This window comes from Leifsonia sp. 2MCAF36 (genome assembly GCF_052115525.1).
Classification (GTDB): domain Bacteria; phylum Actinomycetota; class Actinomycetes; order Actinomycetales; family Microbacteriaceae; genus Leifsonia.
In genome coordinates this window covers 45,630-71,862 of the sequence record NZ_JBFRGV010000006.1, presented here as the reverse complement: position 1 = coordinate 71,862, position 26,233 = coordinate 45,630, and the positions used below count along the sequence as shown (strand labels likewise).

The 26,233-nt window shown below is 66.1% G+C and carries 30 protein-coding genes and 1 pseudogene; 16 read left to right on the top strand and 15 right to left on the bottom strand.

From position 1 onward, the window contains the following. The first annotated feature begins 167 nt into the window (after window positions 1-167). From AB4079_RS10425 to AB4079_RS10415, 3 genes are read left to right on the top strand one after another with little or no spacing between them, the layout of a single operon-like run. The gene (locus AB4079_RS10425; protein WP_441787227.1) at window positions 168-767 is read left to right on the top strand and encodes a dihydrofolate reductase family protein; all 600 of its coding nucleotides are present in this window, start codon (window positions 168-170) and stop codon (window positions 765-767) included. Window positions 768-781: 14 nt separating this feature from the next. Beyond that, on the top strand, window positions 782-1,114 hold the full coding sequence (locus AB4079_RS10420; protein WP_441787226.1) for a YciI family protein: 333 nt from the start codon (window positions 782-784) through the stop codon (window positions 1,112-1,114). Next, the gene (locus AB4079_RS10415; protein WP_441787225.1) at window positions 1,111-2,370 is read left to right on the top strand and encodes an RNA polymerase sigma factor; all 1,260 of its coding nucleotides are present in this window, start codon (window positions 1,111-1,113) and stop codon (window positions 2,368-2,370) included. Before AB4079_RS10420 ends, AB4079_RS10415 begins: the two co-directional genes overlap by 4 nt. Here AB4079_RS10415 and AB4079_RS10410 read toward each other — a convergent pair. Continuing rightward, window positions 2,352-2,948 (bottom strand): GNAT family N-acetyltransferase, encoded by a 597-nt coding sequence (locus AB4079_RS10410; RefSeq protein ID WP_441787224.1) that lies wholly within the window; start codon window positions 2,946-2,948, stop codon window positions 2,352-2,354. The two genes, AB4079_RS10415 and AB4079_RS10410, sit on opposite strands and share 19 nt — an antisense overlap. 67 nt (window positions 2,949-3,015) lie before the next feature. On the opposite strand from AB4079_RS10410, the gene AB4079_RS10405 reads away from it, so the two are divergent. The 3 genes from AB4079_RS10405 (at window position 3,016) to AB4079_RS10395 (ending at window position 4,482) form a co-directional block, all read left to right on the top strand. Next, window positions 3,016-3,324, top strand: coding sequence for a hypothetical protein (locus tag AB4079_RS10405; protein ID WP_441787223.1), 309 nt, complete (start codon window positions 3,016-3,018; stop codon window positions 3,322-3,324). 541 nt (window positions 3,325-3,865) lie between these two features. Beyond that, on the top strand, window positions 3,866-4,288 hold the full coding sequence (locus tag AB4079_RS10400; RefSeq protein ID WP_441787222.1) for a hypothetical protein: 423 nt from the start codon (window positions 3,866-3,868) through the stop codon (window positions 4,286-4,288). Then, window positions 4,288-4,482, top strand: coding sequence for a helix-turn-helix transcriptional regulator (locus AB4079_RS10395; protein WP_441787221.1), 195 nt, complete (start codon window positions 4,288-4,290; stop codon window positions 4,480-4,482). The genes AB4079_RS10400 and AB4079_RS10395 overlap by 1 nt, the downstream gene beginning before the upstream one ends. Before the next feature lie 95 nt (window positions 4,483-4,577). On the opposite strand, the gene AB4079_RS10390 is transcribed toward AB4079_RS10395, so the two are convergent. The 4 genes from AB4079_RS10390 to AB4079_RS10375 all read right to left on the bottom strand — a co-directional run bounded on the left by AB4079_RS10390 (window position 4,578) and on the right by AB4079_RS10375 (window position 7,910). Then, window positions 4,578-5,183 (bottom strand): dihydrofolate reductase family protein, encoded by a 606-nt coding sequence (locus AB4079_RS10390; protein WP_441787220.1) that lies wholly within the window; start codon window positions 5,181-5,183, stop codon window positions 4,578-4,580. A 50-nt stretch (window positions 5,184-5,233) separates the two neighbouring features. Further along, the gene (locus tag AB4079_RS10385; protein ID WP_441787219.1) at window positions 5,234-6,346 is read right to left on the bottom strand and encodes an epoxide hydrolase family protein; all 1,113 of its coding nucleotides are present in this window, start codon (window positions 6,344-6,346) and stop codon (window positions 5,234-5,236) included. Between the two features lie 238 nt (window positions 6,347-6,584). Next, entirely contained in the window at window positions 6,585-7,244 is a 660-nt protein-coding gene (locus tag AB4079_RS10380) for a phosphotransferase (protein ID WP_441787218.1), read from the bottom strand. 165 nt (window positions 7,245-7,409) lie between these two features. Continuing rightward, the gene (locus AB4079_RS10375; protein WP_441787217.1) at window positions 7,410-7,910 is read right to left on the bottom strand and encodes an AAA family ATPase; all 501 of its coding nucleotides are present in this window, start codon (window positions 7,908-7,910) and stop codon (window positions 7,410-7,412) included. Between the two features lie 367 nt (window positions 7,911-8,277). On the opposite strand from AB4079_RS10375, the gene AB4079_RS10370 reads away from it, so the two are divergent. Then, window positions 8,278-8,514: a hypothetical protein gene (locus AB4079_RS10370; RefSeq protein ID WP_441787216.1), complete on the top strand. Its 237-nt coding sequence runs from the start codon at window positions 8,278-8,280 to the stop codon at window positions 8,512-8,514. Between the two features lie 84 nt (window positions 8,515-8,598). Here AB4079_RS10370 and AB4079_RS10365 read toward each other — a convergent pair whose 3' ends face one another. From AB4079_RS10365 to AB4079_RS10350, 4 genes are all read right to left on the bottom strand, one after another. Further along, complete coding sequence (locus AB4079_RS10365; RefSeq protein ID WP_441787215.1) at window positions 8,599-9,099, bottom strand: 2'-5' RNA ligase family protein; 501 nt, start codon at window positions 9,097-9,099, stop codon at window positions 8,599-8,601. Next, window positions 9,096-9,227: a hypothetical protein gene (locus AB4079_RS10360; RefSeq protein WP_441787214.1), complete on the bottom strand. Its 132-nt coding sequence runs from the start codon at window positions 9,225-9,227 to the stop codon at window positions 9,096-9,098. Before AB4079_RS10360 ends, AB4079_RS10365 begins: the two co-directional genes overlap by 4 nt. A gap of 316 nt (window positions 9,228-9,543) precedes the next feature. Then, a complete protein-coding gene (locus tag AB4079_RS10355) occupies window positions 9,544-10,386 on the bottom strand; it encodes an SDR family NAD(P)-dependent oxidoreductase (protein ID WP_441787213.1) in 843 nt (280 codons plus the stop codon). A gap of 137 nt (window positions 10,387-10,523) precedes the next feature. Beyond that, window positions 10,524-11,498 carry an NAD(P)-dependent alcohol dehydrogenase gene (locus AB4079_RS10350; RefSeq protein WP_441787212.1) on the bottom strand — a complete coding sequence of 325 codons (975 nt, stop codon included), beginning with the start codon at window positions 11,496-11,498 and terminating at the stop codon, window positions 10,524-10,526. A gap of 172 nt (window positions 11,499-11,670) precedes the next feature. Between AB4079_RS10350 and AB4079_RS10345 the strand changes: the two genes are divergently transcribed. After that, on the top strand, window positions 11,671-12,204 hold the full coding sequence (locus AB4079_RS10345; protein WP_441787211.1) for a TetR/AcrR family transcriptional regulator: 534 nt from the start codon (window positions 11,671-11,673) through the stop codon (window positions 12,202-12,204). Between the two features lie 433 nt (window positions 12,205-12,637). On the opposite strand, the gene AB4079_RS10340 is transcribed toward AB4079_RS10345, so the two are convergent. Beyond that, complete coding sequence (locus tag AB4079_RS10340; RefSeq protein ID WP_441787210.1) at window positions 12,638-13,111, bottom strand: hypothetical protein; 474 nt, start codon at window positions 13,109-13,111, stop codon at window positions 12,638-12,640. 507 nt (window positions 13,112-13,618) lie between these two features. Between AB4079_RS10340 and AB4079_RS10335 the strand changes: the two genes are divergently transcribed. After that, on the top strand, window positions 13,619-13,792 hold the full coding sequence (locus AB4079_RS10335) for a hypothetical protein (protein ID WP_441787209.1): 174 nt from the start codon (window positions 13,619-13,621) through the stop codon (window positions 13,790-13,792). A gap of 198 nt (window positions 13,793-13,990) precedes the next feature. Here the strand turns inward: AB4079_RS10335 and AB4079_RS10330 are convergent. Then, window positions 13,991-14,194 (bottom strand): annotated as a pseudogene (locus AB4079_RS10330) (GPP34 family phosphoprotein); the annotation flags it as partial. A 122-nt stretch (window positions 14,195-14,316) separates the two neighbouring features. Between AB4079_RS10330 and AB4079_RS10325 the strand changes: the two are divergent. The 3 genes from AB4079_RS10325 (at window position 14,317) to AB4079_RS10315 (ending at window position 16,192) form a co-directional block, all read left to right on the top strand. Beyond that, complete coding sequence (locus tag AB4079_RS10325) at window positions 14,317-14,730, top strand: hypothetical protein (RefSeq protein WP_441787208.1); 414 nt, start codon at window positions 14,317-14,319, stop codon at window positions 14,728-14,730. Window positions 14,731-14,847: 117 nt separating this feature from the next. After that, entirely contained in the window at window positions 14,848-15,459 is a 612-nt protein-coding gene (locus AB4079_RS10320) for a dihydrofolate reductase family protein (protein WP_441787207.1), read from the top strand. A 91-nt stretch (window positions 15,460-15,550) separates the two neighbouring features. Next, window positions 15,551-16,192: an HdeD family acid-resistance protein gene (locus AB4079_RS10315; RefSeq protein WP_441787206.1), complete on the top strand. Its 642-nt coding sequence runs from the start codon at window positions 15,551-15,553 to the stop codon at window positions 16,190-16,192. Window positions 16,193-16,418: 226 nt separating this feature from the next. On the opposite strand, the gene AB4079_RS10310 is transcribed toward AB4079_RS10315, so the two are convergent. Next, a complete protein-coding gene (locus AB4079_RS10310; RefSeq protein WP_441787205.1) occupies window positions 16,419-18,413 on the bottom strand; it encodes a prolyl oligopeptidase family serine peptidase in 1,995 nt (664 codons plus the stop codon). Next, the gene (locus AB4079_RS10305) at window positions 18,410-19,195 is read right to left on the bottom strand and encodes an SDR family oxidoreductase (RefSeq protein WP_441787204.1); all 786 of its coding nucleotides are present in this window, start codon (window positions 19,193-19,195) and stop codon (window positions 18,410-18,412) included. Before AB4079_RS10305 ends, AB4079_RS10310 begins: the two co-directional genes overlap by 4 nt. A 109-nt stretch (window positions 19,196-19,304) precedes the next feature. Between AB4079_RS10305 and AB4079_RS10300 the strand changes: the two genes are divergently transcribed. The 4 genes from AB4079_RS10300 (at window position 19,305) to AB4079_RS10285 (ending at window position 22,024) form a co-directional block, all read left to right on the top strand. Continuing rightward, window positions 19,305-19,805 (top strand): NfeD family protein, encoded by a 501-nt coding sequence (locus AB4079_RS10300; protein ID WP_441787203.1) that lies wholly within the window; start codon window positions 19,305-19,307, stop codon window positions 19,803-19,805. Then, entirely contained in the window at window positions 19,802-20,761 is a 960-nt protein-coding gene (locus AB4079_RS10295) for an SPFH domain-containing protein (protein WP_441787202.1), read from the top strand. The genes AB4079_RS10300 and AB4079_RS10295 overlap by 4 nt, the downstream gene beginning before the upstream one ends. Further along, a complete protein-coding gene (locus AB4079_RS10290) occupies window positions 20,758-21,507 on the top strand; it encodes a glycerophosphodiester phosphodiesterase family protein (RefSeq protein ID WP_441787201.1) in 750 nt (249 codons plus the stop codon). The genes AB4079_RS10295 and AB4079_RS10290 overlap by 4 nt, the downstream gene beginning before the upstream one ends. Before the next feature lie 145 nt (window positions 21,508-21,652). Then, window positions 21,653-22,024 (top strand): RNA polymerase-binding protein RbpA, encoded by a 372-nt coding sequence (locus AB4079_RS10285; RefSeq protein ID WP_441787200.1) that lies wholly within the window; start codon window positions 21,653-21,655, stop codon window positions 22,022-22,024. A gap of 38 nt (window positions 22,025-22,062) precedes the next feature. Here the strand turns inward: AB4079_RS10285 and lnt are convergent, their stop codons facing one another. Together lnt and AB4079_RS10275 are read right to left on the bottom strand one after the other, a co-directional pair. Then, window positions 22,063-23,649: an apolipoprotein N-acyltransferase gene (lnt, locus tag AB4079_RS10280; RefSeq protein ID WP_441787199.1), complete on the bottom strand. Its 1,587-nt coding sequence runs from the start codon at window positions 23,647-23,649 to the stop codon at window positions 22,063-22,065. A 94-nt stretch (window positions 23,650-23,743) separates the two neighbouring features. After that, window positions 23,744-26,176 carry a DEAD/DEAH box helicase gene (locus AB4079_RS10275; RefSeq protein ID WP_441787198.1) on the bottom strand — a complete coding sequence of 811 codons (2,433 nt, stop codon included), beginning with the start codon at window positions 26,174-26,176 and terminating at the stop codon, window positions 23,744-23,746. Window positions 26,177-26,233 lie beyond the last annotated feature (57 nt).

Below are 26,233 nucleotides of genomic sequence, written 5' to 3'. Positions count from 1 at the left end.
AGTGGGCGGGTTCGCCCATTCTCGTGGGGCGTTGCTGTGATCCCCCTGGAGTCATCACCGCATTCCACGCAAGAATTCTTCGAAGCCATGTCGAATCGGGTGGTCGGCGTTCGTAGACGAAGTGAAGCCGCCTCACGACGGGGTGGCGCTACGAGGGGAGCAACACCATGAGCACCACCTTGACCGTCGACTTCTTCAGCAGCCTGGACGGCTACGGCTCGGCGAACGGATGGCCGGGCTACTGGGGCAAGGAGGGTCCGGAGCTGATCGACGACCGCGTCCGCACCTTCGCACAGGACCAGGTGCTGGTCTTCGGCGCGACGACCTTCCGCCAGTTCCGGAAGTTCGTGACCCTCTTCGATGAGCCGTACTACGACAGCCTCAACCAGCTCCCGAAGATCGTCTTCTCCAGCACGCTCGAGGAGCCGCTCGGCTGGCAGAACGCGACGGTCATCGACGAGGATGCGGTCACGGCGATCGAACGCCTGAAGCGCACCACGGACATCCCGATGCGTTCGCACGGCAGCATCTCACTGAACCGCGCCCTGCTCGCCGCCGGGCTGGTCGACCGCCTGGAAGTGATGGTCTTCCCGGCCATCACGGGCCGGGCCGGCTACGCGTCGCTCTTCCAGGACGGCGCCGAGTTCGACCTCGAGCTGATCGAGTCGACGGTGCTGGATGGCCGTACGGTGAAGCTCGTGTACGCGCCGCACCTGCACGGGGAGATCCCCGAGGGCGTCGGACCACAGCGCCGGAAGGCAGAGTGAGAGAGGATCGGCACATGCAGTATCTGGTCAATGTCATCGACAGTCGCAGCAACTCGGGCACCGAGGAGGAGGCGGTAGCGATCGACGCGTTCAACGACACGCTCCGCGCCGGCGGCCACTGGGTGTTCGCCGCCGGCCTCGCCGATCCGACCGTCTCCACGGTCATCGACGGGCGCGGCGAGCAGCCTGTGTTCACCGATGGTCCGTTCGTCGAGGCGAAGGAATGGGCGGCCGGTTTCTGGATCATCGAAGCACCGGATCTGGACGTCGCCCTGAAGCTGATGGCGGAGGGTTCGCGGGCGTGCAACCGCCGGCTCGAGGTTCGGCCGCTTCTCACGGAGCCGTGATCGACGGGCCGGAGGTCACTGAGAAGCGCGGCGCCGCCGCCGCGCTGACCCACGCCCACCGGGACGAGTGGACGCGGGTGGTCGCGACGCTCATCAAACGGTTCGGGAGTTTCGACACCGCCGAGGAGGCGGCCGCGGAAGCCTTCGCGACCGCAGCCGAGCGCTGGCCGGTCGACGGCATCCCGCCGAACCCCGGCGCGTGGCTCACCACGACGGCGACACGCAAGGCGATCGACCGCATCCGACGGGAGAGCAGCCGCGACGCCAGGCACAGGGAGGCGCAGCTCGTGTACGGAACGGAGACCGAACCGCTCGGCGCGATCGACGACGACCGGCTGCGCCTGATCTTCACCTGCTGCCACCCGGCCCTTGCGATGGAGGCGCGCATCGCCCTCACACTGCGGATGGTCGGCGGACTGACCGTCCCGGAGATCGCCCGCGCCTTCCTGGTGCAGGACACGACCATGGGTGCCCGGATCACGCGCGCCAAGGCGAAGATCGCGGCCGCCGCCATCCCGTACCGCCTGCCGACGGCGGAGGACCTGCCGAGCCGCGTGTCGGGTGTGCTGACGGTGCTCTTCCTGATCTTCAACGAGGGATACCTCGCATCGGGCCCCGACACCGCTCCGGTGCGTCAGGAGTTGACCGGCGAGGCGATCCGCCTGGCCCGGCTGCTGCACGAGTTGGTGCCCGGCGACGGCGAGGTGACCGGACTGCTCGCCCTCATGCTGCTGACGGACGCGCGCCGGTCGGCGCGGGTGTCATCCACGGGGGAGTTGGTGCCGCTGGGGGAGCAGGACAGGGGCCTCTGGGATGCGGTGCTCATCGCCGAAGGGCACGCGCTGGTCCGCAAGCGACTCGCCTCCGGTCTCGCGCCGGGACGTTTCCAGCTGCTCGCGGCCGTCAACGCCGTGCACACCGACGGCGCCGCCACGGACTGGTCCCAGGTGGTCGCGCTGTACGACCAGCTGACGATGCTCGACGCTTCACCCCTCGTCCGGCTCAGCCGGGCGATCGCCGTCGGGCAACGCGACGGAGCGGAGGATGGGCTCGCACTCCTCGACGGGCTGACGACGGAGCTGACCGGGTACCACGCGTACCACGCGGCGCGTGCCGACCTGTTGCGCGAGCTGGGTCGCACCGCGGAAGCGCACGAGGCCTACGACTCAGCGATCGCCCTGGCCGACAACACCGCCGAAGTGGCGTTCCTCGTCCGACGCCGCGACGAGCTGACCGGCTATCCGTACACCAGATAGGTCCCCTCGTGGGTCGGCTTGTCGATGGTGAAGAGCAGTCGAAGGTCTGTGCGATCGAGCAACTCGACCTGCTGCGTGACCTGCTCGTTCGTGACGAACAGAAGACCGCCGAGGTTCCCATGCTGCGAAAGCCACGTTCGAAGCGCATCCAGTAACCGCTCGTCCATGCCGCTGGGCAGGAGGGATGTGCGGACCCAGAAGCTGACGAGGGCGTCATAGCTCTGCCACTCGTGCCCGCCGACAGGCGTGACACGTGCCTCCGTGTAGTGGCGGGCGTCCGGCGGCAGGATGTAGACGCATCCCAGGCACTCGGTTTCGTCGGGGTTCATCATCGTGTAGGTGAACGCCCGGTGGGCGACGTGGCGTTGCTCGAGCATCTCGACGTCCGTGCGGTCGTCTTCCAGGGTGAAGTCGTCCGCGGGCCAGCCCGTCTGCTCCCACGGACGGAGGTACTCCTTGCTCTCCATCACCGCCGCGTAGTCCAGCGCGACGTCGGAGGCCACGATCGGCCGCAGCGTGAACTCGTCCGTCACCAGTCGGTCAGGGACGTCGGATGGGGCCAGGTGAGTGAAGGACATCACATTGATTCCAGCACGACGAGGGGCGCGGCGCCAGGACGTCAACCGATATGGCTACGCTTCACACATGGACCGACCCGCAGACGCTACGGAGCCGACGAGCGACGGGGACGGCAATCGGCGGCGGGTTCACCTGCGGCGACGGCAGGGGTTGGCGGTCGCTGCGGTCGTCGTCTATCTCGCCGCACTGCTCTTCGCGGCAGCGACTCATCAGCCGGCCGGGAACAGCGGTTACGGAACAACCGTCGTCGGCAAGCATCACGACGGTCCGGACTGGCAGCTCGACCTCATCTCGGGGCGCCGTTCATGGACCATCCATGTCGACCACAGCGAGTACGACTCCTACCGGCTGGGCGACTCCTACAACGAGCGGTAGCGGGTCCGTATTCACCGAACGACGAGAGCGAAGCAATTGGGGGTGCAACCGACTATGCGGGGAAACGCAGCAGCTGGGATTCTGCTCGTCTTGATCAGAGGGCTCTTGCTGTGGATCCTTATTCCCGTGGGCACGGTCGCGTGGGCCTTCACGCTCCCGTGGTCGAGGTGCGATCTGGCAATCTTCCTGGGGTGGCTCGATAACAATCAGATTGCCACGCTGCAACGCCATGTGCTTCGAATAGGGTTCCCCGAGCCGGGCTACACGTGGATCCGCTTTCGCGACATGCAGACGGTTGAGCACCGAATTCGCTTCGGTGACTGGGCCTAAGCACCAACGTTGTTCCGTGTGAGCTGCAGAGCTTCAGGAGTCCGTGCTCGCGGGGACGTATCGGATGAGCGTGTTGCGGGAGCCGTCGAGGATCCGGGTCTCGACGGGCGTCAATCGAACGGGTCGTTCGAACGGTCGGCCCGGGAGGTAGCTTGGGGGACTAATGACAAGGAAGCTTGACATGTCGTGCAGCACCAGCGAGACTGATCCAATGACAAGCGACCTTGACTCGACGGCTGAGTCAGCGAGTGAGCGGAGACGTCGTCGCGCTTTTCGACTTCAGGTCTGGGTCGGCGTGGCGTGCTTCCTGCTCGCAAATTTCGCTCTCTATCAGTGGGGCGGAGCGACGAAGAACAACACGTGGGGATGGCTCCTGGTCGTGCTCCCGTTGCTTCCGGTCGTGTGGCTGGTCGTCGTCATCGTGCTTCGCGTACGACAGATGGACGAGTATCAGGTGAAGTTGTTGTTCCCGGGCCTGGTGGTCGGGTTCACAGTCGCCATGGTCACCGCGGTTACCCTGGGCACCCTCGACTCTGCAGGCGTCAACGTGGTCAATGGAGGGTGGGCTGTGGCGGTTGTGGGGTTGGTTGGCTGGCAGTTCACGAACCTCCTGGTCCACGCTCCGATGGCCTGATGGAGAACCTGATCCGTTCGGAGCGCGAGCGACGCGGATGGACGCAGGCCTCTCTCGCGGAGCGCCTGGATGTGTCGCGCCAGACAGTCGTCGCTCTCGAGACGGGGAAGTACGACCCGTCGCTGCCACTCGCGTTCCGCATTTCCAGCCTATTCGAGAGGCCGATCGAGGCCCTCTTTTTTCCGGGCCGGTAGAGGGCGGCCCTGAGCCGATCCTCGGTGACAAGCGGATGTGGCTACGCTTCGAGCCAGTCCATGCCCGTCGACGCGTCTCGCCGACGGTCAAGGCTTCAGGAGTCGGTGCTCGCGGGGACGTATCGGATGAGCGTGTTGCGGGAGCCGTCGAGGATCCGGGTCTCGACGGGCGTCAATCGAACAGGCCGTTCGAACGCGGGGATTCCCTCGCCGATCGCGTCCGGCCCGACGATGAGGTCGATCCTGTCGACGAGCCCGTCCGCGAGGAGGTTGTTCCAGAGGATGTGGCTGGCGAAGACGACGATCGCTCCACCGTCGCCTGCCTTCTCGCTTTCCACCCGGTCGCGAAGTTCGGCGCGGCTCACGACTGTGGTGGTTCCGCGCCACGGGTGAGCGTCCGGAATCTCGTAGTTGTCGCTGACCACGAGCTTGCGGATGTCGTTGTACCGTCGGCTGAATTCCCGGTTGACGGCGCTGAGCGCGGGGTTGGCGGGGTCGTCTGGAGCGTCGGCGACCATCGGCCAGAAGGAGCCGAAGAGTTCGAAGGATGCGCGTCCGAGCAGGATGGTGTCGGCGTCCCGCATGAGGCCTAGATTGTGGGCGTCGAACGCGGGGTCGAGGTTGAGGACCAGGGGATTCCCGCCGGGACCTGCGACGAATCCGTCGAGGGTGACCGCGGTGGAGACGATGAGCGGACGCATGAGCATTCCTTTCGTGGGAGGTGCGCGTTGTCAGTGGGGTAGTGGGCGGGTCAGAGCTGGGCGAAGAAGTCCCGGATGGCACGCGCGGTACGTTCCGGTTGCTCCAGCCCCATGAAGTGCCCTCCGGCTTCGGCGGTCTCGAACGAGCGGAGGTCGGTGACCGCCCGTTCGGCGAGAGAGCGAGGGAAGCCGTCGAGCCATCGTTCCCGGCTGAGCAGGATGCCGGTCGGGCAGGCGATGGGCGGTCGCGGCTCATTGTGCGACCAGTCGAAGTACTGCTGGAACGACGTCGCGATCGTCCCTGTCGCCCAGTAGAGCGTCGCGATCCGGAAGAGGTCGGCTTCGGCGATCGCCGCGAGGCCTCCGTCGGCCCACGCGTCCCATTTGTCGCCGACCCAGGCGAGCAGCCCGGCGGGGGAGTCGGCGAGGGCGGCGGCGATCGTGTCGGGGCGTGTGCCCATGATCTCGCTGTATCCGCCGTCGGCCTCGTCGTACGCCGCCAGTTCGTCGAGGTACGCCGTCTCCTGTTCCGTCTGCGGTGCGGGGTCAGAGGGGAACGGCGGGTGGATCAGGTGGATGCCGATGATCGCTTCGGGATGCAGTGCTCCGATCCAGCCGGCGGCCGCTCCGCCGATGTCACCGCCGAACGCTGCGTACCGCTCGAAGTCGAGTGCGGTCGTCATGAGTTCGTGCAAGTCCTCGGCGATGGCGGCCCGCGTGAGCGGGCCCTGGGGGAGTTGCGAGAACGCGAACCCGGGCAGCGACGGTACGACGATGTCGAACGCGAGCTCGTCGGTGGCCGCCGCGGCGAGGGCGTCTGCGAGGGGGAGGTACTCGGTGAAGGCGCTGGGCCAGCCGTGGAGGAGCAGCAGTGGGATGACCTTCGCTGCCGGTAGGCGGGGCCGCACCCGGACGAAGTGGATGCGGTGCCCTCGCACGTCCGCCAAGAACTGCGGGTAGCCGCTCAGCCGCTGCTCTTCGGCGCGCCAGTCGAACGCACGCCAGCGGTCGGCCAGGGCGAGGCGCCGCAGACCGCCCAGACCGCCCGAGCGCGCGTCGCTCCCGATAGACGGGAGGACGCGAGTGTGTTCGAGCCGAAGCTGGAGGTCGGCGAGGACGTCGTCGGGAATGCCGACGGTGAACGGTGTGATCGGCGCGGGCATGCTCATCCCTCCCCGTTCGCTTGGCGGGCGACCAGGGGAGTGGATGGTGCGTGTGATGTGATCCGGACTTCGAACAATCGCTCTCCTTGGCTGGGTTCACAGGTGCAGAGCTGCCATTCTGCGCGAACCGGAGCCTCTTGCGGCAAGCTCCCTGGAGTGCTATATATTTTGTATGGGAGGACATGTTCCTCCCTTTTCTGTGCGGTGGGGTAGTAGCCGCAGCGTGTGCTCTCAGCGGTCACTCTTGCCAGCTTGCGATTTCTTGGCGACGTCTCACCCACAGGGCGGCGCCGGCTCCCGTGGCGTCTGAATCGCGGGAGAAGCGCTCGAGTTCCGAGCAGTGTGCCTCCATTGCCTTCTTCCGATCAGCCCATGGGGGAGTCCAACCGTAGGACCGGAAAAGGTTCGGAAGGTCAGTCACGGCCTCCGGATGGTGAGCGCGGACGATCCACTCGCACCACGCGAGATCCTCGACCGGTTCGCCAAGGTGGCAGAACTCCCAATCCAGGACGGCAGCCACGTCGAGGTCCGGCGCCGAGAACATGATGTTATTGGGACCGAAATCGCCATGAACGATCACTCGTCCGGAAGCCGGTGTGAGGTCGAATAGGACCGTCGGTGAAATCGCGTGAAGGGTCCTGAGGACGCTCCCACAGCCACCGAGAACGGCTGCCGCTCGGCCTTCGTCGATGAGCTCCTGGCCGTGCCGACCAGGAACGAAGCGGGTGACGAGCTGCCCGGGTTCGTTCGCTACCACTTCGGGCACCGGCATCAGCCCGGCCAAGCTCGTCACCGCCCGATGCTCGATCACCTGACGGGCAGCTGCGCGGGCGCCGGAGTAGGTTTTCACGACAACTGTTCCGACCCGGATCGTGGCGTTCGTATATCCGTGTCGCATGACGAGAGGTTACGCGAGGCACCACATCCGGAGGCTGATGGTCATCGTCTCGGACGTGCGTTCACTCTGATACTGGTGAAGCTGATTATCCGTTTCTGAACAAGTCACATCCCCTGGAGGCGGTGCGGTGACGACAGCTCGGTCCCAGGGGAACGCGGGCAGCCCTCACCCGTGGTGGACGGTGCTGCGATCGAATAATGACAGTTCTGCTTCATCCGGTCTCTCGAACCTGCGCACCGATTGTTCGAGAACGTCGATCGTGATCCGTGCGGTCCCGTAGGGCAGGTCAGCGTTGCGCACTTCGAGCCGTCGCCACAGTTCGGAGATCCGAACGTCGAAGTAGTGCATTTCGGTTGTGGCTTTCGCGGATTGCGCGATGCGGCGGATCTCGTCGCGTTCTTTACGCTTCCATGTGCCGTCTTCCAGAATGACGCTCTGCCCGTGGGTGAGCAGTTCTTGCCACAGGCGGTCGAGTCGAATCTGCAGACGATCACGGATCGCGTCGAAGGGGTCGATGCCGAGATCCGCCATCCATTCATCGGTACTGAATCGGATAGCCCTCGACTGTTCTGTCAGGATGCGCGCCAGCGTCGTCTTCCCGGACCCGGGCAGGCCACAGAGGAGCATGAGTACCGGCCGACCTGCAGTGTCTTCTTCGACGTTCATGATTTCGTGACTACGGTAACGCAGGAATCCAAGGCTGAATCGCTTTGGGCCGGGGGCGATCATCGAGTCCAGTGGGGCTACGGCTCCCGCGCCTGCGAGGATGACGGCGACCGGTGTCGCGCTATGAACCCCGATGAGGCCCCGGCAGCGGCGAACGGGCGGGCGCGCGACACGTCGCTAAGCTGTGGCTCGCATTACTTCGCTCGGTGAACGGCCTCGGCTTTACGGTGGGTTGCGCGGGGTCGGCGGTGTCTATGCGTCATACGAGCGAGACTGGCAAGGAAACTCGTCACCCGATGTAGGAGGTACTTCTGGTGCCAGCCTCAATTGCTCAGGCATGATCGTGTACTTCTGGTAGGAGGGGCGCTTGAGCATAGAGGCCGCCGCAATGGTAATCGTCGGTGCGGCGTCAATCCTGACGGGGTTCGGGTTCATCTTTTTTCGAGAACGCGTGGCCGCCAAGAATAAGGCGAATCTCGAACAGAAGCTCGGACGGTTCTTTCCGGGCTTCGGGGATGAGTCGACCCCCAGCCGCATGGCTGCGGTTGGGGTCGGGATGATATTCATCGGTGTTCTTGTCTGGGTGAAAGGCTCGATGGGGTGAAATCTCTGCGCCACGGCGCCGCGTGCCCGCCTAAGGCTGCTTCGAGTGGTGAGGGTGCGTAATTGTCGGCGGCGTATTCTGCGGCTATTTCGCTGGATGCCTTGTCTCTTGGCCCAGGTCGAGAGTGAGTAGAGCCCGGGGGTTGGCGCCGGGCTGCTCAGTTCTCATGTCGACGAGTGTTAGCTGATCGATTTGGTGGTGCTCCCCGATCGAGAAGCTGTCTGTTTCGTTGTCGGTGATGTGTGCTGCGAATCCGTGGTGGTGATACTGCGGTTCGAGCGGCGCGGCCCCTAACGTCGTGACGGCGTCGCTGAGGAGGCGGTGGAGGGTTTGAAGCCGGTCGACGGGAAGGAGAGTTGTCACGGAGATATCGCGACGTTCTCCGAACTGTTCGCGGTGGTGGCCGGAGATGGCGAAGGGCTCGATTGTCTTGGCGATCGGTCGGAGCGTGTTGGCGATTGCCGTTGGTCCGGCCGGCGTTTCAAAAGGCGGAACGATGGTCGCGTGTAGTGGCCATTGCGAGACTGGAAATGCGGTGCCGTCCTCTATTTGGCTGAGAGGGAAGATCAGGGCGAAGGTGCTCACTGGGTGGGTCCTTCCAGTTGGGGTCTTTTGCTGAGGTAGTCGATGAATTGGGCTCCGGCGTTGCGGCGGTGTTGCTCGGCGACTGGGTAGCTGTAGTTGAACGAGTCTGCGACGATCGGTGCGGCCATTTGGAAGCCTCACCGGCGCCGACCGGCGACGCATCAGCGCTCGGCGAGCCCCTCAGGGCTCACCCATCAAGAGCCAGCAGGGGGAGTCGTACCAAGTGTCGTATTCGCATCCAGCAGGAGCATGCCATCTTCTACTGGTGAAGATCGTTATCCGTTTTCACACTAAAGGCGCCCTTGCGAGCCATATCCGCGATCGCAGACCTTTGTCGTCGGGCGACTCTTGCGCATCTCCCGACACAGGGAGCCGAACGACGCTCGGACTCGAGTGATGGCTGAGCCGCTCGTCGCGGAGCTGGCCGATCGACGCTTCCCTGGGTTATCTCGCAGCTTGCTTTAGGTCGACCAGCTCTGCGCTCTTGTCCCAGAGGCGTGAGGCTAGCGCCGCGTCGTCCGCTTGCGGGTTGGTTTTGGCGATCCGGTTCTTCTCGTAGTACTGCCCGGATACCCAGTCCTCGCCGGGGGTGCCTTCGGCAAGCCAGATGAGAGGTTCCGCGCCCCTTTCGGGGCTGACCATCCCGGCGAGACGGCCAATCGGGGTTCGGTAGAGCACCCGCATGAGGCTCGTGGTGTCGTTGGCGAAGTTCGTCCGGACGTTGCCGGGGTGGAACGCGACGGAAGAGATCCCGTCCGCGCCATGTCGGCGGTCGAGTTCCTTGGTGAAGAGGATGTTGGCGAGTTTCGCGTCGCCGTACGCCTTGTTCGCTGAGAACTTGACGTCGTTGTTCAGATCGTCGGTGTCAATCTTGCCGAACACCCGTGCTCCCACGCTCGACGTGTTGGTGACGACAGCGTGGCTCGCCTTCAGCGTGTCCAGGAGGAGGTTGGTGAGAAGGAATGGGGCCAGGTGGTTGACCTGCAGGGTCTTCTCGAAGCCGTCTACCGTGCGGGCGGGGTCGCCGAAGATGCCGCCCGCGTTGTTGGCGAGCACGTCGATGCGCGGGTAGGTGTTTCTCAGAGTCGCCGCGAGGGTTCGGACGTCGTCCAGTTTGGCGAAGTCCGCGAGGAAATAGTCGGTCCCGAGCTCACGAGCCAACCCTTCGGTCTTCCGCGGTGAGCGTCCGACGAGGGCGACGGTATGGCCGTCGGCGATCAGTTTCCGGCTGGCTGCGGCGCCGATGCCACCGCTGGCACCGGTGAGGACGATGGTTTTCGTGGTCATGAGACTCCTTGGTCGCTATCTATTTCTGCGGGGGAGCCCACAGGCGCCCTCCACATCGCGAGCTGCTGATCGGTATCGCCCGCCCACTGGACGCCTTGCAGCCCACAGTGAGTTCATCGATACGCCCGCAGGTCGGCTTACGTGACAATGTCTTCGGAGATGTCGATCAGTACCGATCCTGTCTTTCGCAGCGAGTCGACTCGGCGGTGCGCAGCCGCCACATCCGCGAGCGGGAAGACCCGGTCAATGACGGGCTTGAGGGTCTTGGTGCGGACGGACTCGAGCAGCTCTGCGGCTCCATCGGCTCGACCCAGCGAGGATCCGGTGACGACCCGGCGCCCTGAGGCGATCATCTGGTTGAGGCCAGCTCGAAGGAGCACTAGACGGCCATCCTCTTTGAGGAGACGGTCGGCGTCGCTGGGGCCGAGATTCCCAACCGTGTCCAATACCAGGTCGTAGCGTTGCCGATGGGTCTCGAGCGGATTCTCGGTGTAGTCGATCACCTCATCCGCCCCGAGCTCCCGCATGAGCGGGGTATTCTTCCCGCTGGCGACTCCTGTCACGGTCGCGCCCCGCAGTCGGGTGATCTGCAATGCCATCACTCCGACTTCGCCGGATCCGCCGTTGATCAGCACTCGTGCGCCCGGGCGGAGGCCGCCGCGCTCTAGGAAGTAGGTCGCGGTCGTTCCCCCGAACAATGTCGCCGCAGCCTCGCCGGCGCTCACTTCGTCCGGAATCCGTACGCACGATGCCGCTTTGGCCACGACGTACTCCGCGTGCGCTCCTCCCTCGGGCCCGTTGACCCCGGCGACGCGATCACCTACCGACAAGTCGGTAACCCCCGCGCCGAGAGCACTCACCACGCCAGCGAACACAGCGCCGAGAACCGGGCGGCGGGGTCCGCGCAGCCCGGTCATCAGGCGTCCCAGCACCGCCATGCCCGAAGGAAATGTCGCGGCGCGCTGGATGGTGTCGCCCCGCGTGACGGGAGTCGCGACGACGCGGATCATGATCCGCCCTGGTGCCAGCTTAGGTATGGGCACTCGCTCGACCTGGACGACCTCGGGTGAGCCGTACGTATGAGCGACCGCCGCGCGCATTGTGGGATTCATGGTGTATGCCTTCCTGGGGCGAGCCTGCTCGCCACCGGTTCCTCAATCGCCTAACATGAAACGGGATGTTCATCCCGCATAGACTATACGGGATGATCGTCCCGTTTTGTTGGGAGATGCTGTGAGTACCAGTTCGCAAAGCCAAAGACCGAGGTCCGCGCGATCCGACGCGATGCGCAATCGGCAGAAAATCACCGAGGTCGCGGCGGAAGCCTTCGCCATACGCGGGCTTTCGGTTTCGGTGGCGGAGATCGCACGGGCAGCAGCGGTCAGCACCGGCACGGTGAGCCGACATTTCCCCACCAAGAGCGAACTGGTCGCCGAGGTGCTGGGGGAGCGCGTCCAAAACTTGCTGATCATGACCGACGCATCCAGTGCCGTCGGCGATCCCGTGTCAATGCTCGAGACGTTCTTCACCGCCATGGTCGACGCAGGCGCGTCGCATCGAGGCCTGGGGGACATGCTCGAGGGGAGGGGTGATCCTGAGGTGGGCCGATCACTGCATGAGCTTGGAGAGCAGCTGATTCGTGACCGGATCGCGCACCTTCTTGCCCTCGCGCAACAATCGGGCGCCGTCCGCGCCGACGTCAGCGCTACCGCGATCATTCAGTTCGCGATCGCCTGCATTCTCATCGGCCGAGAAGCAGGGGAACCGGCCCGTCGTGTCGCCGAGGATGTCATCCTGTCCGGTCTTCGAACTAGCTGACGTCAGAAACGATCCGGTCTTCTGATTGCACTATCTGCAAACAGAATAACCTTTACTGGTGAAGACCGTTATCCGCTTTTACTCCGACCGTCGGAGTCGGGGCCCATTGACGAGCGGCGACGTGGGTCTGCAATCTATGCCGTCGAGCTCGCGTTCAGAGCTGGCGATAGCTCTGACCGTGCCCGCCCGTAAGGGCTACGGGTCTGTTATCGCGAGCCAAGATGAACTGCGGGCCGATCTCGATAGACCGATCAACTTGCTCAGTGACTAATGGAAGTACGCCCAATCGACATCAGCAACGCGGCTCGACACAAATGCCTGATCAAGGCCGGTTTAGTGAGGGGAGCGGGACCTTATCCGGTTTCACACTATGTGCAAGATTCGCACATAGTGTGTTTTCGAACTGACATAATGTGCATTATCAGCGCTTAGCTCACGCGAGTTGTCGGCCGAGACGGATGGCCGAATTAATGAGCAGCGAAACCAACGCCCCGCTTGTCACCAGTTGAAGGGTTACCAGCAGAATCCACGCCAGCGAGTCCCCGGGGTCCACGATGCCCCCGGTCGCTACCTGCACGACACTCCACACGAACGCCGCCCCCGTCAACACAGCGAGGAACCAACTGGCCGGACTTCGATGCGTAATCTGCCACCACGGGCGCGGAGGGTCGACCGGTTCGCCGTGGCCCCGAAACAGGCGCGCGCTGCACGTCCAGAACCCGACGACCAGCGCCTGCGATCCGACGCCTGCGGCGACCGGATCGATGAAGGCGGCCAACACGTATTCGGTCAAATACAAATAGCCCATGAGGACGCAAAAGGAGACAACGACGAACCCAGCGCGCCAACCGCCGACAATCCGCACCGGCTTACGGAATGGATTCGTCTGGCCGGTCTGGGGATCCACGATCGAACTACTCCCGTTCACTGCGCTTCGTGCCGCATGGTCACAGGCTACCTTCAGCAACCGGATGACCCGCCGCCCCCGTTTGGTTTCCCCGCTTCCGTCGCCTCCGCGCGTCCGCCTGAGGCCCTCCGGCGGCCGGCATTCGCGTTGTTCCGGAGCGCCAGCACCGTCCGCGCGACATCGACTCCCTCCTCGGTGACAGCGGTCCTGCCAGTCGACTATGTGGGTTTAGACGGCAACGCGTCCGGTGTCCTGCACGGGAAATACGCGCACCTTGTGGACTATTCGGGCTGGCCATGTACGTCGACGCAGCGGAACGACCAGGCCATCCCTCGCCCATACAGCGGTTTCTGAGAGCACTCTCATAAAACGAGCGTTCTACCCCTCCCATGTCGGGGTGCACCATTGGCACACCAGCGAAGTTGGCTGGCTAGATGTACATCGGGAAAGGGGCCCGACATGTTCGATTTAGCAGGCGACTGGTCTCATCCGCCGCACCAACCCCGCATGCGTGAGCACATCGGGCTCATCCGGTGGTGGCGCGGCGGCGACGGCGACTGGCAGAGCGAGACCATTCGCGGCCAGTACGCAGGTGGCAACAGCCAAGTCTGGGTCGTGCGACTCTACTCGGGCATCGAGCTCGAGTACGACCTCGAGACCTGGGCACATTTCCAACCCTGACTCGGGCGCTGACGTGATGCAGGGCGATAGGGCGGTCAAGATCCGGTAACCACTCCCCCTGCGGAATGCGTGTCGTCGAGCACAGACGCAATGCGTCGATGCTCGACGACACGCCCAGGTCGATCGATCTATCGGGTCGGCGACTTGTGCTTGGCCTTCTCGACGATCGTGCGGTGGGCGCGCATCGCGTTGGGCGCGAGGGTCGCCGTGTCGACGGCCGGGCTCGGGGATGACCTTGCCGTCGTCGATCGTGATCGCTTCGGCGAGTGCCAACTCGCTGAGGATGGCACCCGCGAGCACCATCCTGCTGCGATACGAGTCCACCACCCACTTGCCGTCCGCGTTGAGAAGCATCAGGGCGGTCTGCTGGGCGAGGGAGAGTTCGGTCTGAACCGGTGTCATTTCTGTTGCGGTCGCGTCCGTCACGATTGCCAATGTGCTTCGTCTGTATTCATGGGCCCGCTCATCTCGCGCGAACAGCGGGCACGTGTGACAGCACGCGCAAACACGAAATCAAGGAAAACATGTCTCTCAAGAAGTCCCTTATCCCCGTCCTCGCCGTCGCGGCCATCGCGGTCGGTTCGCTCACCGCCTGTGCGACCACCTCGTCCTCCAACATCAAGACCACCACGACCCCCACATCCGGCTGGAGCTTCTCATTCGGGGGCAACGACTCCAAGTTCGACGATCTGCCCTCCGACATCCCTTACCTCACCTCGTTCACCGACTCGAAGGCCACCGGCGACCAGGCCACCGGCAACTTCGAGCTCGCGCTCAAGACGGGCAGCGCTAACGCCGCCAAGGATGCTGGTAAGAAGCTCACCGCTGCCGGATTCACGGCAACCGCAGGCAGCAACGTCTATGCAAGCGCGAAGTGGAAGGTGACCCTCGAGGGCACTGCCGGCGAGGTCAAGTACACCATCACCAAGAACAGCTGATCCGAACCGGATCGAACGAGCGCCCCGCGGGGCCTTTACTGTGGCCGCACCTTCTGACCTCCAGAGGGTGCGGCCACAGCGTTGCTAACCTGATGAGACATCTCGAGGGAGCCGCCGTTGTCCGACACCACCTGCCACATGTCCATCTCGCTCGACGGCTTCGTCGCCGGACCAGACCAAAGCGTGAAGAACGGGTTGGGTGTCGGCGGCATGGAGTTGCATCGCTGGCATATCGGCGATCCGAGGGCCAACGAGGCAGACGCGACCGCCGCTGGGTGGCTCATGCGTCCTCGTGGCGCCTACGTGATGGGCCGGAACATGTACGGACCTATCCGCGGTGAATGGAACGAGCCGTGGGACGGCTGGTGGGGATCCGAGCCGCCGTACCACGCTCCGGTCTTCGTGCTCACGCATTACGCCCACGAACCGATCGAGATGGAGGGCGGGACCACGTTCTACTTCGTCACCGACGGCTTCGACGCTGCCTACGCACAGGCGCTCGACGCTGCCGGCGACTCAGGCGTCGACATCGCCGGTGGCGCGTCGACCGTCAGGCAGGCCCTCAACGCGGGCGTCATCGACGAGCTCACCCTCGACATCGCACCCGTCCTGCTCGGCCGGGGTGAGCGCCTGTTCGACGACGTCGAGACCTTCGACTTCGAGCCCGTCGAGGTGCTTCACTCCCCCTTGACGACCCACATCCGGTACCGCAGACACGGCGCGGCCTGAGCGCGGTTGCCTCCTGCCGCTGGAGGCCTCTCGGCGCTAGTGTCAGCAACAACCGCCACTGAGGCGGCCGCCACTGCGAAGGGATGAAGCAATGAGCGTGAACGACCCCACCGACCCGATGCTGCACGAGTTCTCCCTGGACGCCCGCCACATGACGCGCTCCGCCATCAACGCCATCCGGACGGCGCTTGGCGTCAGCGGTGCGGTCGGGTTGATCCTCGGCATCGTGCTGCTGTTCTGGCCCGAGAAGACGATCGGCGTGCTGGCCATCTTCCTGGGCATCTACTTCCTGGTCGCCGGCGTGCTGCGGCTCGGCGTCGGCATCTTCAGCCGTGGGATGAGCGGAGGCTCACGAGCACTCAACATCATTCTCGGAGTCCTCCTCATCTTCGTCGGGATCCTGGCGCTGAAGAACGTCTCCGCTGCGGCCGTCACCCTCGTCATCTTCGCCGTCGCCTTCATCGGCGTCGGGTGGATCATCGAAGGCGTCATGGCGCTGGCCGAGGCCGGACGGTCCGCATCCTCCGGCTGGTCCATCGCGTTCGGAATCCTCAGCATCCTCGCCGGCATCGTCGTGCTCGTCCTGCCGGTCTCCTCGGCGGCGTTCCTGCTGCTGTTCGCCTCCATCGCCCTGATCGTGCTCGGCATCATCGGGATCGTCCGCGCCTTCACGTTCGGGCGCGACATCCTCAAGGCCACGGAGGCCGCACCGGCTGCGCCTCGAGTCGCCTAGAACTGCAGGCAATGGAGGAGGACCGCCCCCGAACGGTGCGGACCTCCTCCATTTCCGGGCGGGTCCTGGCGCGTCGATCTGCGTCTTCCTCCGTTTCCGCCTGGGGCGGGAACGGAGGAAGAACGCGCGCGACACGCCGGCTCACCGCGGGTAACGGAAGAGAATCGCGGCCCGCGGCGGCGGAACTCCTCCGTTTCCTACGCGCAGTCCGTTTCCTCGACGTCAGTCAGCGACGGTTGCTGCGGCTGGGCAGGTGCTCGGCCCACCAGTCCAGGATGATGTCGAACCGCTCCCGGCGGTGCCGCGGGCGGCCGCTGCGGCTGAGTTCGTGGTCCTCCCCCGGGAAGATCACCAGCTCGGTCTCGATGCCTCGCCGCTTCAGCGCCGTGTAGTACCGCTCCGCCTGACCCAGCGGGCAGCGCAGGTCGGCGGACGAGTGCAGCACCAGCGTCGGCGTCCGCACCCGGTCGACGACCGCCTGCGGGCTCTGCGACCGCATCAGCTCCGGGTCGGTCCCGGTGTACTCGTCGCCGAAGAAGCTGCCGATGTCGCTGGTACCGACGAAGTACTCCGGGTCCAGGAACCCGCGCTCCACGATCGCCGCGGCGAACCGGTGGTCATGCGAGATCGTCCAGGCGGTCAGGTAGCCGCCGTACGAACCGCCCATGATGCCGACGCGGTCGCGGTCGAGGCCGGGCACCTGTTCGATGGCGCCATCGAGGAAGTCGAGCACGTCCGTCAGGTCGACGGTTCCCATCCGCTGACGGATGACGCGTCCATGCTCCTGCCCATAGCCGGCTGACCCCCGCGGGTTGCACATCACGACCGCGTACCCCGCTGCGGCATAGACCTGCGCCTCGTCGAACAGCGCTCCGGTGTACGCGGCGAACGGTCCGCCGTGGATGGTGAGGAGCACAGGATGCGGCCCCTCCCCTTCCGGGGCGACCACCCAGCCGTGCACGGGGTAGCCGTCACGGCCCATGACCGTCAGCTCGGTCGGTGCGAGAACGCCTTTGGCGCGGAGCGGAGCCGACAGATCGGTCAGGCGGTGCAGACCGTCCGGGCCGACCACGGCGACATCGCCGGAGGTGCGGACGTCGGCGAAGGAGACCACGATCGTTTCGCCCGCGACGCCGGCCCCGCCGACGATCGTCTGGTCATCCGTCAGGCGTCGGCGCTCCCCCGCTGCGTTCACCTCGGTGAGCACGAGGGCACCACGACGTCGGTCGTGCACGAGCACGGCATCGTCGCGGTACGCCGCGATGACGGACTCGGTGAAGTCGACCGTCTCGGGGTCGGTGAGCAGGCGGGGTGCCTGACCATCGGCGTCGATGACGTACAGGGCAGTGTTGCGGCCGACGAAGTCCCGGCCGCTCTCCCCCACATCCTGTGCCGTGAAGAACAGGACGCCGTTGTCGGCGTACTGCGCGTCGACGACGCTGTACGAACCGTGCTTGCCGGTCAGGTCGCGGGCGTCTCCGCCCTCGACGGGGACGGTGAAGACGTTCGAGCGCAGGTCGACATCGCGGCTGGAGTGACGGGCGGAGACGAACGCGATCCGCTTGCCGTCCGGCGAGAACGAAATGGCGCCGTCATCCCACGGTCCGTCGGTCAGCCGGCGCGGTTCGGCGACCCCCACTCCCCCGTCGGTGCTGCCGTCGGGCAGCGGAACGGGCGCCGGCGAGGGTGCCGACCAGACGTCGGGTGCGGCGACGACGAAGACGTGCGCGCGACGGTCGATCGTATAGCCGAGTCCGTTCGTCTGATATTTCAGGGAATCGATGCGCCGGGCCGGCTCCCCGTTCGGGTCGATCCCCTCGACGGTGCCGTAGCGTCCCAGCTCGGGTTCGCGGCTGACGAAGGCGAGCGTGCGACCGTCCGGCGACCAGGCGAACTCGGTCACACCGAGTTTGCGATCCGTCACCGGCACGGGCTCTCCGCCCGCAGCGTCCACGACGTACAACTGGGGCGGACGCTTCGGTTCGGCACGCAGGAACGCGAGAAGCCGACCATCGGGAGAGAACCGCGGTTCAGTATCCCGGAACCCGCGGCTGAACAGCTTCGGAGCGGCGTGTCCGCTCAACGGGATGGTCCACAACTGGCCGACGGTCGCATCCGCAGCCAGCGACGGATGCGTCACCGAGACCACGGCGCGCCCGCCGCCCGGGTGGACCGTGGGCGTCGAGACGCCGACCAGCAGGTCGAGGTCGGCGGCCTTCACTCGATGGTCTCGGATTCGACGACCGGTGTGAAACTCGAGACGTCCCCGACCAGGCGGGTGTGGTCGGCCGGCACAGGCTCGACGACCGCAGCGGCGACCTCGGCGGCGAACTCGCTCACGTTGTACAGCCGGCCGGCGGCCTCCTTGCGGGCGTCGATCGCACCCGGGTTGAGGCGGTTCAGCAGGGTGGCCGTGATCGTGCCCTCGATCATGTCGCCGGAGACGACGACGAACTCGACGCCTTTCTCGCGCAGCGTCGGCAGCAGCGCCCGCAGTGCGTCCTCACCGGCCCGCTTGCTCAGCGCCACCGCCTCGTACTCGGGCATCGTCGGCGTGGTCTGGATGAAGTGCGCCTGGTGGCTCGTCACGAAGACGACGCGCGAACCCTCACCCAGCAGCGGGAGCGCGGCCGTCAGCACGTTCACCTGCGCGTCGCGGTTGAGCTGCATGGCGTAGTCCTCGGCCATGCCCGACTCCATGCCGCCGGAGGCGTTCAGCACCAGGATGTCGAGGCCGCCCCACGCGTCGGCGACCTTCTCGAACATCCCTGCTACAGAGGCCTCGTCGGTCAGGTCGGCACCGACCGCGATGGCGGTTCCGCCCTTCTCGACGATGGAGTCGACGAGCTTGACCGCACGCGCCTCCTTGTTGCGGTAGTTGATGACGACGCCTGCTCCGGCGTCGGCGAGGTACTGCGCGGTGTCGGCTCCGATACCGCGCGACGAGCCGGTCACGAGGGCACGTTTGCCCGTCAGCGAACCAGCGGAAAGGGGGTTTGCCACGAATACTCCTCGGCGTCGATGTCCAGCATCCTGAGACTACCAAGTGGGTCGGATACGGCGTCGTCGCAGACTGGTACCGTCATACCAACAGCAGTGAAAGGAGGACGTCATGGACATCACGTCCTTCGCGTGGATCGTATGGCTGGTCCTCATCCTCGTCTTCGTGATCATCGAGATGCTGACGTTCGACTTCGTCTTCCTCATGATCGCCATCGGCAGCCTGGGCGGCCTCCTGTCGGGCCTCATCGGGGCGCCCTGGTGGCTCCAGCTCATCATTGCGGCCATCCTTTCGGTCCTCCTGATCTTCTTCATCCGGCCTCCCCTGCTGCATGCGCTCAAACGCGGCGGCGACCCGGCCAAGAGCAATGTCGATCGGTTGATCGGGATGGGCGGCATCGTCGAGTCGACGGTCACACGAACCTCCGGCCTGGTGAAGCTGCAGGTCGGCGAGACCTGGACGGCCCGGCTCGCTTCTCCCGTTGCGACTCCGCCCGAGCTGGTCCCGGGCGAACACGTCGTCGTCGTCTCGATCGAGGGCGCCACCGCCATCGTCGCCCCCGCGCCGGTCTCCACAGGAACCGACGGACTCACCGAAAGGATCGCCCCATGAACGATGTCACCCAACTCGTCGTGACCATCGTCGTCAGCGTGGTCGTTCTGGTCATCGCGATCTTCGTGCTGGTCACGCTGTTCCGCGCGATCCGTATCATCCCGCAGGCGCGCGCCGGGGTGGTGGAGCGTCTCGGCCGGTACCACAAGACGCTGCTGCCGGGCCTGAACGTGGTCGTCCCGTTCATCGACAAGGTGCGTCCGCTCATCGACCTGCGCGAGCAGGTGGTGTCGTTCCCGCCGCAGCCGGTGATCACCGAGGACAACCTGGTCGTGTCGATCGACACCGTCGTCTACTTCCAGGTGACGGATGCCCGCGCAGCAACCTACGAGATCGCCAACTATCTGGGTGCGGTCGAGCAGCTGACCACGACGACCCTCCGCAACGTGGTCGGCGGCCTCAACCTCGAGGCGGCTCTGACCAGCCGCGACAACATCAACGGCCAGCTGCGTCTCGTCCTCGACGACGCAACCGGCAAATGGGGCATCCGAGTCTCCCGAGTGGAGCTCAAGGCGATCGACCCGCCCGCGTCCATCCAGGACTCGATGGAGAAGCAGATGCGCGCCGAGCGCGACCGCCGCGCGGTCATCCTGACCGCCGAGGGCACGAAGCAGTCCGAGATCCTCAACGCGGAGGGGATGCGGCAGGCCTCGATCCTCCGCGCCGAAGGTGACGCCAAGGCGGCGGTGCTCCGTGCCGAGGGTGAAGCGAAGGCGATCACGACCGTCTTCGAGGCCATCCACGAGGGGAACCCGGACAACCTGCTGCTCGCCTACCAGTACCTGCAGACGCTGCCGAAGCTGGCGGAAGGCCCGGCGAACAAGCTGTGGATCATCCCGAGCGAACTGACGGAGGCGCTCAAGGGCATCGGTACGGCGTTCGGTTCGGCGGGTGCAGCCCCGTCGGCGGCCGCTGTGGCTGAGCCTGCGCCGTCCGCACCGCCGTCTGGAACGTGACCTTTCTCGACGGACAGCCCCCGCGCGTCATCGCGCATCGTGGTCTGGCGATCGACGCGCCCGAGAACACGCTGCTGGCGTTCGCCCGCGCCCTGTCGGCGCGCGCGACGCACCTGGAGACGGACATCCACGCCACGGCGGACGGCGTCGCGGTCATCGCGCACGACCCGGAGCTCACCCGCGTCGCGGGGCGCGACGTCCAGGTCGCACACCTGACGATGCCGGAGCTCCGCCGCATCGACCTCGGCCACGGTCAGGGGTTCTGCTCGCTGGCCGAGGCGCTCGACGCCTTCCCGACGGCTCGCTTCAACATCGACGTGAAGGATGCGCGGGCAGCGGCTCCGGCCGTGGCGGCCATCCGCGCCGCCCGTGCGGTCGACAGGGTGCTCATCACCAGCTTCTCCCCCGAGCGGCGACGGGCCGTGGCCGAACATCTCCCGGGTGTCGCCTCCTCCCCCGCCGTCTCCGAGTTCCTGCCCGTCCTCGCGGGAGCCAAACTGAGCATCAGCCCGCTCCTGCGGCGTTCGCTGCGGGGATTCGCGGCGGTCCAGATCCCGGAGCGCCGGGGGCCGCTTCGCCTGGTCACGCGGCGGACGGTGGACCGCATCCACGCCGCCGGCGCCGAGGTGCACGTCTGGACGGTGAACGACCCCGGCGACATGGTCCGGCTGCTCAACCTCGGTGTCGACGGCATCGTCACCGACCGTTGCGACGTCCTCCGGCGAGTGGTCGACGAGCGGCGCTGACCTCTGACGCTACGACGGCGGCGCAACACTGTGAACACTCTGGGACACTGTGAAGCCTCTGGGAGAAACGGCCGCCCGGAAAGAGAATCCCCAGCTTGACGGTTTATAACTGTGAGGATTCGCGCGCACCAGAGGAGACCACACAATGGCAGATCGCAGCTTGCGCGGCATGAGACTCGGCGCCCAAAGCTTACAGAGCGAAGAAGGCGTCGTCTACTCTCCGCGTTCCCGTTATACCTACCTGTGCACCGTTTGCGGCCAGGAGTCCGAGGTCGTGTTCTCGGCCGAGGCCGAAGCACCCGACACCTGGGAGTGCAAGCACTGCGGACACGAGGCCCGTCTGCTCGTGGGAGACATTCCCGTCGAGGTGGACCACTCGGACGCCAAGGTTCCCCGCAGCCACTGGGACATGCTGCTCGAGCGGCGCTCACGCGCCGAACTGGAGGAGCTCCTGGAGGAGCGCCTGCAGTACCTGCGTTCCCGTCGAGGCACCAGCGAGCGCAAGCACAGCGCCTGACCGTCGGTTCGCCGACCGTCGGACACCCGAGGCCGTTCTCACCGTCGAGGTGAGGGCGGCCTTTTCGTGTCCACAGGGCGCGTCGGGGTGGGCGCCTGGACACGACGTGCGGTGAAGGCGACCAGCAGCCCGAACAGCCCCAGCCCCGCCACAAGGAACTCGATCCCGCGACTGAGCAGGGTCGCGGGCGTCGTCGTGGTGCCGAGTGGCACATCCGCCACCATGTGACCCGGCTTGAACGGCGGGATCGAGCTGATGGTGCGCCCGTCCGGGCCGATGATCTGGCTGCTGCCGACCGTCGAGATGTTGACAAGCGACCGACCGGATTCGATGGCACGCAGGCGGGCGATGGCCAGCTGCTGCTGGTTCTCGTCGGTCTCGCCGAAGTCGGCATTGTTCGTCTGAGCCAGGATCACCTGCGCTCCCCCGTGCATCATGTCGGTCAGCAGCTGGTCGTCGACGATGTCGAAGCAGATCGAGATCCCCGCTCGCACGCCGCCGACCTCGAAGACGTTGTCACGCGTCCCCGGGGTGTAGTCGCGGCCGATCAGGTCGATCAGGCTCGGGGCGAACGGTCGCCAGAACGCCCGGTCGGGCACGTACTCCCCGAACGGCACCGGATGCTTCTTGCCGTAGAAGTCGACGGCACCTTCACCGGCTACCCACTGCACGGAGGTGTTGTAGAGCTTGTCGTCGCGCTTGGTGATGGTGCCGACCACGAACGGCGCGTCGAGCTTGCGGCTGAGCGCATCCAGAATCGCGGCGTTGTCCGGGTCGCGCGTCGGGTCGGGCATCGCCGACCCCTCGGGCCAGACGACCATGTCGACCTTCTTGGCGCCCGTCACCTGCGAGGACGGGATGCGCAGCGTCTCGGCGACCTGGCTGTCGAACACTGCACGGGGCGGCGCGTTGTCGAAGTACCCGGCCGGCCCGTTGCCCTGCACCGCGGCGATGCGCGTCGTGCCGTGGGTGGTCGCCGGCCAGGCCGGGATGGCGAACACCAGCGCGACGGCGATCCCCGCCAGGAGCGCGCGCGCGTCCGTTCGAACCTCCGGCGCGAAAGGCAGTTCGATCAGCAGTGCGACGAGCCACACCATGACGAAGCTCAGGCCGGAGATGCCCAGCCAGGCCACCAGCGGCGCCAGCGGACTGGTGGACTGCGACTCGGCGACGCGGCCCCACGAGAAGCCGCCGTACGGCCAGGTCCCGGTCACGAACTCCCGCAGCACCCACAGGCCCGCCACGATCACCGGCAGCAGACCGAGCCGGCCGAGGGTGGACGGGAACGCACGCGGCACCCAGCGGTACGCCAGAGTGATCAGGATGCCGCCCACACCCCAGAACAGCGACTCGAGCGTGGCCAGGGCGATCCACGGCACCGGACCGAGGTACAGCGCCGTCCAGGCGATGTGCACCAGGTAGAACGCCTCCCCCGCGACGAAGCCGACCAGGAACGCCGACCCTGCACGGCGCCCGCGCTGGGCGAGCAGCACCATCCCGATACCGACGAAGGTCAGGGGCCAGACGTCCATTGCCGGAAACCCGGCGTCGAGCACCGGCCCGGCACCCGCCGCGACCAGGATCGCGAGCCACAGCGGAAGAGGGGCTCGCGGGACGATCTGCACGAGTGAAGAGCCTATGTCATCCAGCCAAGCGACTGCTGCCGTTTGTCACGTGCGCGGCCGGGCGCGCGGGCGCGGACGCGACAACGGGCGGCACTCAGGCGACCGACGAGTACGCCACGATGCCGCGGCGGATGGACTCGAGCGCCTGCCGGGCGACACGGCCGACGTTCCCCTGAGCCACGAGCGACAGCTGGTCGAGCAGGTCGATCGTCTGCTTCGCCCAGCGGACGAAGTCACCGGCGGCCATGTCGGCCTCGGAGAGCACCGCATCGAGCCCTGAACCGCGCGACCACATCCACATCGCGAGCGAAATGGTCGTCGAGGGAGGCTCGCTCCCGGGGAGCCGGTTGTCCTGCTCCAGGTCGTCCAGCTTGCTCCACAGGTCCGTGGTCCGCTCCAGGGCGGGACGGAAGGCACCCCGAGGGAGGGTCCGCTCGTTGGCGAGCCCGTCGTCCCGGCGCGGCTCGAAGACCAGCGCACACGCCATGGCGGCGAGTCCGGGCGCGTCGAGGTCCTTCCAGACGTTGCGGCGCAGGCACTCGGCGACCAGGAGGTCCCGCTCGCCGTAGATGCGCTTGAGCGTGCGGCCGTGCACCGTGAGTGCAACCTCGCCGTCCGCCTGCTGGAGGTAGCCCAGCTCGAGCAGAACATCCGACACCCGGTCGAACACCTTGGCGACCGCGCCGGTACGCGACTGGATCTGCGAACGTAGCTTGTCTGTGTCGCGCTTCAGCATCCACCAGCGCTCGGCCCAGCGGGCGTGCTGCTCCCGCTCGGTGCACCGGTGACAGGGATGGTCCTTCATCCGTTTGCGGAGCGCGGCGAGCTGATGCTGCCGCTTCTCACGGTCGCTGTTCGACGCCGACTCGATGCGGGAACCCTTGCGCTCCAGGTCCGTCAGCTCTCGCCGGATGTTGAAGTATTCTCTGAAGTCGCCGAGGTGGCAGGTCATCGCCTCTTCGTAGCCGGCCAGCGACTGCTCCTGCTGCAGCGCCTTCCTCGCCAGGTCGACGACCGCGCGGTCGGCCTGGAACTGCGCGAAGGACGACTCCAGGATCTCGCGGGTGCGCGGCCGTCCGAACTGGTCGATCAGGTTGACGGCCATGTTGTACGTCGGGCGGAAGCTGGAGTTCAGCGGATAGCTGCGCCGGGAGGCGAGCGACGCGACCGACTGCGGGTCGAGTCCGTCCTCCCACTGGATGACCGAGTGTCCCTCGACGTCGATGCCACGGCGGCCGGCCCGGCCGGTCAGCTGCGTGTACTCCCCCGGCGTGATCGGGACGCGCGCCTCACCGTTGAACTTCTCCAGCTTCTCCAGCACGACCGTGCGCGCCGGCATGTTGATGCCGAGGGCGAGCGTCTCGGTCGCGAAGACGACCTTGACGAGCTTGCGGCGGAACAGCTCCTCGACGACCTCCTTGAAGGCGGGCAGCATGCCCGCGTGGTGCGCGGCGACCCCGCGCTCCAGGCCCTCCAGCCACTCCCAGTAGCCGAGCACGGCGAGGTCTTCATCGAGCAGCGTGCGGCAGCGGTCCTCGACGATCTCGCGGATCTCGTCGCGCTCGTGCTGCTCGGTCAGCCGCACGCCTCCGCGCAGCACCTGCTTCACCGCGGCGTCGCAGCCGTTGCGGCTGAAGATGAAGAAGATCGCGGGCAGCAGGTTGCGGTCGTTGAGCAACGCGACGAGGTCGGCCCGGTTCATCCGGTAGCCGTCGGGGCGGCCGCCCTTCGAGTGGTAGCGACCGACGTCGCGCATCTGCCGGCTGCTCAGCACCCGACCGCCGTAGCGCGCCATCTGCACCAGTTCGGGATTCACCCGGTTGGTCGCCGCCAACCCCGAGGAGTCGAACAGGTCGATGAGTTTCGACCGCATCAGGATGTGCTGCTCCAGCGGCACCGGCCGCTCCTCCGACACGATCACCTCGGTGTCCCCGCGCACCGCCTGCAGCCAGTCGCCGAACTCTTCCGCGTTCGACACCGTGGCGCTGAGCGACACCATCCGCACCTCCGACGGCAGGTGGATGATGACCTCCTCCCACACGGCGCCACGGAACCGGTCGGCCAGGTAGTGCACCTCGTCCATGACCACGTAGGCGAGATCGGTGAGCAGGTCGGAGTCGGCATACAGCATGTTGCGGAGCACCTCGGTCGTCATGACGACGATCCGGGCCCGCGAGTTGATGTTCGTGTCGCCGGTCAGCAGGCCAACCGACTCCGGTCCGTACGCGTCGACGAACTCCTGGAACTTTTGGTTGCTCAGCGCCTTCATCGGCGTCGTGTAGAAGACCTTCGCGTTGGCCTCCCGCATCGCCAGGAACACCGCGAACTCGGCGACGATCGTCTTGCCGGCGCCGGTGGGCGCAGCCACCAGGACGCTGCTGCCGCGCTCCAGGGAGGCGCATGCCTCCCGCTGGAACGGGTCCAGGTCGAAGCGGAGCCCCTCCCGGAAGGTCTCGAGCAGGGGCTGGCGGGCCCGGTCGCGCGAGGCGGAGTACCGCTCCGCCGGCGAGAGCGTCTGGTCGGTCACCCGTCCAGCCTATGCCCGGGCGGGGACACGACGCGGGGACTGGCTCTGGGCCGGGCG

What these genes read in the sequence shown, in the direction of transcription:
- AB4079_RS10380 (WP_441787218.1), bottom strand. Translation starts at nt 7,244, where the DNA reads ATGCGACACGGATATACGAACGCCACGATCCGGGTCGGAACAGTTGTC.
- AB4079_RS10345 (WP_441787211.1), top strand. Translation starts at nt 11,671, where the DNA reads ATGCGCAATCGGCAGAAAATCACCGAGGTCGCGGCGGAAGCCTTCGCC.
- AB4079_RS10405 (WP_441787223.1), top strand. Translation starts at nt 3,016, where the DNA reads ATGGACCGACCCGCAGACGCTACGGAGCCGACGAGCGACGGGGACGGC.
- AB4079_RS10295 (WP_441787202.1), top strand. Translation starts at nt 19,802, where the DNA reads ATGAACGATGTCACCCAACTCGTCGTGACCATCGTCGTCAGCGTGGTC.
- AB4079_RS10395 (WP_441787221.1), top strand. Translation starts at nt 4,288, where the DNA reads ATGGAGAACCTGATCCGTTCGGAGCGCGAGCGACGCGGATGGACGCAG.
- AB4079_RS10420 (WP_441787226.1), top strand. Translation starts at nt 782, where the DNA reads ATGCAGTATCTGGTCAATGTCATCGACAGTCGCAGCAACTCGGGCACC.
- AB4079_RS10355 (WP_441787213.1), bottom strand. Translation starts at nt 10,386, where the DNA reads ATGACCACGAAAACCATCGTCCTCACCGGTGCCAGCGGTGGCATCGGC.
- AB4079_RS10375 (WP_441787217.1), bottom strand. Translation starts at nt 7,910, where the DNA reads ATGAACGTCGAAGAAGACACTGCAGGTCGGCCGGTACTCATGCTCCTC.
- AB4079_RS10385 (WP_441787219.1), bottom strand. Translation starts at nt 6,346, where the DNA reads ATGCCCGCGCCGATCACACCGTTCACCGTCGGCATTCCCGACGACGTC.
- AB4079_RS10325 (WP_441787208.1), top strand. Translation starts at nt 14,317, where the DNA reads ATGTCTCTCAAGAAGTCCCTTATCCCCGTCCTCGCCGTCGCGGCCATC.
- AB4079_RS10335 (WP_441787209.1), top strand. Translation starts at nt 13,619, where the DNA reads ATGCGTGAGCACATCGGGCTCATCCGGTGGTGGCGCGGCGGCGACGGC.
- AB4079_RS10315 (WP_441787206.1), top strand. Translation starts at nt 15,551, where the DNA reads ATGAGCGTGAACGACCCCACCGACCCGATGCTGCACGAGTTCTCCCTG.
- AB4079_RS10350 (WP_441787212.1), bottom strand. Translation starts at nt 11,498, where the DNA reads ATGAATCCCACAATGCGCGCGGCGGTCGCTCATACGTACGGCTCACCC.
- AB4079_RS10285 (WP_441787200.1), top strand. Translation starts at nt 21,653, where the DNA reads ATGGCAGATCGCAGCTTGCGCGGCATGAGACTCGGCGCCCAAAGCTTA.
- AB4079_RS10360 (WP_441787214.1), bottom strand. Translation starts at nt 9,227, where the DNA reads ATGGCCGCACCGATCGTCGCAGACTCGTTCAACTACAGCTACCCAGTC.
- AB4079_RS10300 (WP_441787203.1), top strand. Translation starts at nt 19,305, where the DNA reads ATGGACATCACGTCCTTCGCGTGGATCGTATGGCTGGTCCTCATCCTC.
- AB4079_RS10410 (WP_441787224.1), bottom strand. Translation starts at nt 2,948, where the DNA reads ATGTCCTTCACTCACCTGGCCCCATCCGACGTCCCTGACCGACTGGTG.
- AB4079_RS10400 (WP_441787222.1), top strand. Translation starts at nt 3,866, where the DNA reads ATGACAAGCGACCTTGACTCGACGGCTGAGTCAGCGAGTGAGCGGAGA.
- AB4079_RS10425 (WP_441787227.1), top strand. Translation starts at nt 168, where the DNA reads ATGAGCACCACCTTGACCGTCGACTTCTTCAGCAGCCTGGACGGCTAC.
- AB4079_RS10390 (WP_441787220.1), bottom strand. Translation starts at nt 5,183, where the DNA reads ATGCGTCCGCTCATCGTCTCCACCGCGGTCACCCTCGACGGATTCGTC.